Annotated in this window: 9 protein-coding genes; 4 read left to right on the top strand and 5 right to left on the bottom strand. The window is 67.6% G+C overall.

Annotation, left to right across the window (positions count from 1 at the left end):
• The coding region (locus HY703_08365; protein ID MBI4545193.1) for a class 1 isoprenoid biosynthesis enzyme at positions 1-516 on the top strand (516 nt) is incomplete at its 5' end.
• Here the strand turns inward: HY703_08365 and HY703_08370 are convergent.
• Positions 513-1,394 (bottom strand): NmrA/HSCARG family protein, encoded by an 882-nt coding sequence (locus tag HY703_08370; GenBank protein ID MBI4545194.1) that lies wholly within the window; start codon positions 1,392-1,394, stop codon positions 513-515. The genes HY703_08365 and HY703_08370 overlap by 4 nt on opposite strands.
• 320 nt (positions 1,395-1,714) lie before the next feature.
• On the opposite strand from HY703_08370, the gene HY703_08375 reads away from it, so the two are divergent.
• From HY703_08375 to HY703_08385, 3 genes are all read left to right on the top strand, one after another.
• Positions 1,715-2,032, top strand: a complete 318-nt coding sequence (locus HY703_08375) for a nucleotidyltransferase domain-containing protein (protein ID MBI4545195.1) — start codon at positions 1,715-1,717, stop codon at positions 2,030-2,032.
• Positions 2,029-2,442, top strand: coding sequence for a HEPN domain-containing protein (locus HY703_08380; protein ID MBI4545196.1), 414 nt, complete (start codon positions 2,029-2,031; stop codon positions 2,440-2,442). The genes HY703_08375 and HY703_08380 overlap by 4 nt, the downstream gene beginning before the upstream one ends.
• Positions 2,443-2,668: 226 nt before the next feature.
• Positions 2,669-3,127, top strand: coding sequence for a c-type cytochrome (locus tag HY703_08385; GenBank protein MBI4545197.1), 459 nt, complete (start codon positions 2,669-2,671; stop codon positions 3,125-3,127).
• Between the two features lie 71 nt (positions 3,128-3,198).
• Here the strand turns inward: HY703_08385 and HY703_08390 are convergent, their stop codons facing one another.
• The 4 genes from HY703_08390 to HY703_08405 all read right to left on the bottom strand — a co-directional run bounded on the left by HY703_08390 (position 3,199) and on the right by HY703_08405 (position 4,953).
• Positions 3,199-3,603 (bottom strand): PIN domain-containing protein, encoded by a 405-nt coding sequence (locus HY703_08390; GenBank protein MBI4545198.1) that lies wholly within the window; start codon positions 3,601-3,603, stop codon positions 3,199-3,201.
• A gap of 3 nt (positions 3,604-3,606) precedes the next feature.
• On the bottom strand, positions 3,607-3,852 hold the full coding sequence (locus tag HY703_08395) for an AbrB/MazE/SpoVT family DNA-binding domain-containing protein (protein MBI4545199.1): 246 nt from the start codon (positions 3,850-3,852) through the stop codon (positions 3,607-3,609).
• A gap of 382 nt (positions 3,853-4,234) precedes the next feature.
• Positions 4,235-4,441, bottom strand: a complete 207-nt coding sequence (locus HY703_08400) for a hypothetical protein (protein ID MBI4545200.1) — start codon at positions 4,439-4,441, stop codon at positions 4,235-4,237.
• Positions 4,438-4,953: a hypothetical protein gene (locus HY703_08405; GenBank protein MBI4545201.1), complete on the bottom strand. Its 516-nt coding sequence runs from the start codon at positions 4,951-4,953 to the stop codon at positions 4,438-4,440. The genes HY703_08400 and HY703_08405 overlap by 4 nt, the downstream gene beginning before the upstream one ends.
• Positions 4,954-5,281 lie beyond the last annotated feature (328 nt).

Raw genomic sequence — 5,281 nt, forward strand, 5'->3', positions numbered from 1 at the left:
GAGGAGGGGGGCGTCAGAGAGATCCCGCGGCCCGAGGAGATGGTCGAGCACGTGCACCGCGTGCGCGGCGGCCGGCTCTTCGAGCTGGCCTTCGTCGCCCCCAAGCTGCTGGAAACGGGCGAAGCAGGACGGCGAGTGCGACGGGCGGAGCCGGCGCTGGCTCGGCTGGGCACCGCTTTCCAGATCGTGGATGACCTCACGGACTTCGAGTTCGACCTGGACCGCAGGAGCCACAACCTGCTGGTCTCGCAGATCCGGCACCACGGCACTTCCCGGCAGCGGGCCAAGCTGGTCGAGCTGTGGGGCGGAGCCCCGGCGCGGCCCGGGCTGGTCGAGAGCCTGTTCCGCGAGCCGGCGCGCGCGGTGCTGGGGTGGGCGTACCGCGAGGCGCGCGCCGCGTTCCGCGCCTTCGAGGAGCTGGGCTTCTGGTTCCCCGCCCGCCTGGCCGATCAGGTGGTGCACGCCATTGTGGGGCTGGAGGGCGTGACCCGCATGGAGGCCATTGCTTCGCCCTAAAGCGGCAGGCGAGCGGGCCAGCCTGCCTTCTTCAGGTAAGTATCGAAGTCGGTCAGCGGCGGATAGATCGCGCGCAGGGTGGGCACGTCGGCGTCATAGCCCACGTCCTGGAACCAGCGGAACATCCGGTAGTACTCCTCGCCCATGGCCTGCCGGAACTGGTCCCACGGCACCTGGAAGTACGTGACCTCCCGCCCCACCGCCCGGCTGAACGCCGCCGCCACCTGCTCGGTGCTCCTCGAGTCGCCGGCCAGGTCCAGCTCCCGTCCCAGCCACTCCTCACGGTGCGCGAGCGCGAGCGCGGCGAAGCCGCCGATATCGTCAACGGCAATCTGCTGGAACTGGCGGTCCGGGCTGAGCGGGAAGGCGAGTTTGCCGCCCAGGATGGGGTCGGCCATCATCGGGTTCTCCCAATTGTCCATGAAGAAGACCGGCCGCAAAATGGTGTGCGGCAGGTCGAGTTCCCGCACGTGATTCTCGATCTGCCATTTGCTCTCGAAATGCGGCAGCCCCGTCTGTCGCTGAGCACTGGCCACGGAGCTGTAGACGAAGTGCTCGACGCCCGCCGCCCGGGCCGCGTCGGCCAGCCGCACGCCCTGGTCGATCTCCCGCTGGAACCCGGTCTCCCAGAAGTTCTGCACCGAGAAGACGCCGTACACGCCCTCGAGCACCCGGTCGAGCGAGGCGCGGTCGTCCAGATCGCCCTGCACCACCTCCGCGCCCTGCCCCACCAGCGCCCGGGCTGCGGGCTTGCTCGGGTCACGCGTCAAGGCGCGCACGCGGAACGAGCCATCGCGCAGAAGATGCCGCGCGACGGCACCGCCTTGATGCCCCGTGGCGCCCGTCACTAGCACGATGCGCGCACTGCTGCTGACCATTTTCAGCTCCCGTCCAGAACAGGTTAGAAAAGGGCTTCTAGGCGCTTGCCGCCCGGCATATTAACCCGTTGCGACGGCGCCGGCCAACCTCAGTCAACGCGACCCCGGGCGCTCCGCCGCGGAAACGGCTGCCACAAGACTTATGGCCGGGGTGGCTCAGCGGGGATCAGGGGGCTGTGCGGATTGTGCGGTGTTGCGCGCCGCCGCGCCACCCCGGCAGATTGCGGGTTGGATGAATACGCGTGGGGTACAGACGCGGGTCGTGCCGAAGCGGGCGATCCCCAGCGAAGGCCCAGATCACCGCTGAAGGCCGGGTCAGCATGTCTCCCGAGGACCACAGCATTCTGGAGGAGTTCGCCGCCCGAGTCCGTGAGCTGGAGCCGCGGGCCCGAATCTGGGCCTTTGGCTCGCGGGCGCGGGGCACCGCACACCCCGAGTCCGATTTCGACCTCTGCATTGTCGTGCCCGAGCGGCGCGATCCTCTCGACAGCGCCATCCGCGACATCGCATGGGAGATCGGGTTCGAGCGAGAGCGCGTCCTGACCACGGTCATGCTGTCCGCGTACGATTTCGAACAGGGGCCGATGTCCGCGAGCAGTCTCGTCGCCAACATCCGCCGTGAAGGTCGGGCCGCTTGACGGAACAGGAGAAGATTCGGGCGCTGGTTCGCTACCGACTGGATCAGGCGGACGAGGCGCTCCGTTCCGCGGAAACAAACCTTGCGCAAGGACTGGAAAGATCTGCCGTGAATCGAGCGTACTACGCCATGTTCTACGCCGTGCTGGCACTGTTGGCTACCCGCGCGCAGGAAACCTCCCGGCATGGCGGCGCCATATTGCTGTTCGACCGCATCTACGTGAAGCCAGGGGTTCTCCCCAAAGATTTTTCCCGATGGCTGCACGAGGCCTTCAATCAGCGGCAGACCGCGGACTACGCGACGGAATTCCGGCTCTCCGCGGATGCGCTTCGCCAGCTCCTGCAGCACGCCGGGGCATTTGTGAACGGAGTGATCGATCACCTGCGGACAGCAGGATTTCTCGGGTCCTGACCTCAAATCCGGCCTGAGCCCCGGAATCGGCCTCGCCGGCGAGCTCGTAGCGCAGGGAGTCTGGGGACGAGATTGCCGGGTGGCGTATTCGGGGCGCGAAGAGTGGGCGGGCGGCAATGTCGATCTCGCGCAGGAAGCGCTCCGCGACGACGGAGGCGAGTAGAGGCAGACGCCGCCGTCGGTCAGGCCGAACTCCCCAAGACCCAGCCTTGCGTTGGAGGTTCTCATGCGTGGTCTGGCGACTCTGCTCCTGCTCCTGCTCGCCGGCTGTGGCGCGGACCGGCCGGCGGCCGGGGGAAACGCGGCCGCCATCGACACGGCCGCTATCATGGCCCTGGCCGAGATCCCGGCAGCGACCTTCGACACTGTAGTCTGGGAGAGTGAGAGTGCGGCGATCGCGCGCGGCGCCGACGTCTTCAAGTGGGTGTGCGCACCCTGCCACGGCCCGCGCGGCCGCGGCGACGGCGGCTATGTGATCCGGGGCGACACCATCCACCCGCCCTCCTTCCTCGAGCCCGACTGGCGCCTGGCCAACGATCCCATGGGACTGCGGCGCAAGATCTACCTGGGCAACAACCGCGGCATGCCGCACTGGGGGGAGCGGGGGATGCAGGCCCGGGACGTGGTGGCCCTCGAGCTGTTCATCCGCAAGTCGCTGCGCGCGCCGCAGGGCCGCGGCGGCTAGGGGGTGAGCGGGCCGGTGCTTCGGGGGCGCGCCGGCCTGGCGCGCAGCTTCAGCCCTGAGCGCTCACCCGGCTACTTCGTCCAGTCCTGCACCTTCAGCCCGTCCACGCGGAACTCGGCGGTGTTGTTCGTGACCAGCGTCGCCTCGAGGCTGAGCGCCTGCGCGGCGAGCAGCATCTCGATCGGCCCGATCATGTGACCGCGGGCTTCCAGACTGGCACGAGCCGCGCCGTAGGCGAGGGCGGCGGCATCGTCGAAAGACAGGACCTGAAGCGGCTGAAGGAATAGATCCAGCTTCTCCCGATTCAACTTCGGCTGACGACTCTTCGCCACACCATACTCCAGCTCGGCAACCGTCAGGGCAGAGATGGCCACGTCTGTTACCCGACGGCGTGCCAACCTTCGTTCCGCCTTCGGCGATGACTTGCGAATCAGCGCGATACACAGGTTGGTGTCCAGCAGATACCTCGGCGGCATGGCTCAGCCCTGGAACAGCGCATCCAGCGCTGGACGACCCTGCACCCCCGGTTGCGCGCGCGCGGCCATGAAATCCGGCGAAAACGTGCCCAGGCTGTCCAGCAGCGGCTGCCACGGATTCTCCTTAGGCAGCAGGATCACCCCGCCTCGCCATTTCTTGACGTACACGGAATCGCCCTCGAAGCGGCAGTCGGCCGGAAGACGCACCGCCTGGCTTCGACCGTTCATGAACAGCCTCGCCTCTCGCACCACGCCGCTGCCGGCGGCACCACCCCGGTTGCGCCCGGCTTGGAGCTTTCGAGACATGGCTGGTGACCTCCTGTCTGGTCTATACCAGATAGTATATACAAAGGGGGTTTCAGCGTCAAGTCGAAACGGTTCGCCGCGGCTGCGGGGATTCCCGGCAAGGACCGGCCCGCGCCGAGAGAGCCCGCCGCCCGGGAAACTGATCGCATGCGCCCGCTGGCTCGCCGGTACGTGCGCGGCTTGCTCGCCGTCGGCCTCGCGGACCTCGAGGACGAAGAACGGCAGGGCCAGGCCCTCGAGGCCCCGGGAGGAACTGACCACCGAGTCTGGCTAAGCGCCGGCGTTTCTTCTCCTGCCGCAAGGCCGGAGGCACGACGCGAACCGGTCAGGATCCGGGCGTCTTGTCACTTCTGCTCGCGCTCGGTCGCAGCGTGGCACGCGCCTCCCGAAGAGCGTCAGCGAGTTCCTGCATCACCTCGAGCATCGCGAACTTCTCCTCGGGCGACGCGTTCGCGGCGGCGACGCGGCTGGCCTCCTTTGCGGCGAAGATGGCCGCGCGCACCTCCTCGAGCGGCCCCTTGTGCTCGCTCACGGCCACTGCTTCCGGAACTGGTGCCAGCGCGCCAGAAGCCCGTGTCCTCCGAGAATCACCTCGAGGGCCTCCATGTCGATGCTCCGTCTCGCCGTCCTCAGGAGGTGCAGGATTTGTGTCTGGTCCTTGGACCTGAACGTGGCGAGTTTCAAGGCAATGACGTACTCGGGAGACACGACGCGGGTGCGAAGGCCCCAGACCTCGAGGGTCTCGGCCTGCGCCATGGCCTCCTCTTCGAGCTCCGTTCCCGCCACAATAAACTGGAACTTCGCGGCTCCGAAACGGAGATACTCGCCATCGACGGCGGCCCCCGCGGCCTCAGCCGCACGGTAGATGGGCCCGAGGTCGATCACTGTGCCGGTCCTCCGCAAATGGACGAAGAGGTCGAGGTCGTCCGTATGGATGGGCTCGGCGTGAAGTATGAGGGCGACCGATCCGCCGATGGTCACGTCGGATACCACGCCCCTCGACTCGAGGTCAACCGCGAACGTGAGCACGTCGCGATAGCTCATGCAGGCAACGTAGCAGTGGGCGGAGTCAAGCGCACCTGTGCCCGGCACGCCTCGACCCCCGGAGGCAGAGTGATCACCGCAGAGTTGTTCACCGGCTACGCCGACCTCCGGCACATGAAAAGCCGTCGTCCTGCCGGCACTTTCGGGCGGCGTTCGGGATTTTCCGTCTAGGCTAGGGCGCAGAGGGCGCCGCGAAAAGAACAGATCACGCTGGATCCGGGCTCCGCCCTGGATTACGCCGGCGCCATGGCCGCCGGCGGAGCGTGTCGGCCGGGATCGCGATGCCAAGCTGCGGGATATCCCGCTCCAGGAACGTGCCGAGCCGAGA

This window comes from Gemmatimonadota bacterium (assembly GCA_016209965.1).
In the GTDB taxonomy this organism is placed as follows: Bacteria; Gemmatimonadota; Gemmatimonadetes; order Longimicrobiales; family RSA9; genus JACQVE01.